The sequence below is a fragment of the Dellaglioa sp. CoH-56-MRSF-11 genome (assembly GCF_056782135.1).
Genome location: NZ_JBXAYE010000074.1, coordinates 1 through 317, shown reverse-complemented (window position 1 = coordinate 317; position 317 = coordinate 1). Strand labels below are relative to the sequence as shown.

Here is a 317-nt window from a genome sequence, read left to right as displayed (position 1 = left end):
AGACTACCACGGTGCATGGTACGCGCGGTCGTGCTGGGACGATTCTATTCCCATGCACGAAATTCGCAAGGCCAACAACAGCATGTATGGTTAAGGAAAATCATGAAGATTCCGCAAGTAGTGTCGCGACATTCGATCCACGTTGAGGAACAACGTGGCGACCACGTGCACGCGCAGGTCTATGGACCCAACGGCGTTCCATACTGGACTCCGGCGCGCGGTGAGGCATTCGACCGGGGCCCTATCGGCAATCTGGTTACGCGCCTCAAGCTCGCGCGCGACGTATTCATGGGCCGCGCTGACGCACTGTATTGGGA

At 57.7% G+C, this 317-nt stretch carries 1 protein-coding gene; it reads left to right on the top strand.

Annotated features, from left to right (window positions below; all coding sequences use genetic code 11):
* Positions 1-102: 102 nt before the first annotated feature.
* Positions 103-317, top strand: a 215-nt coding sequence (locus tag AC1RPT_RS07895; RefSeq protein WP_481763002.1) for a hypothetical protein, incomplete at its 3' end; no start/stop codon positions are given.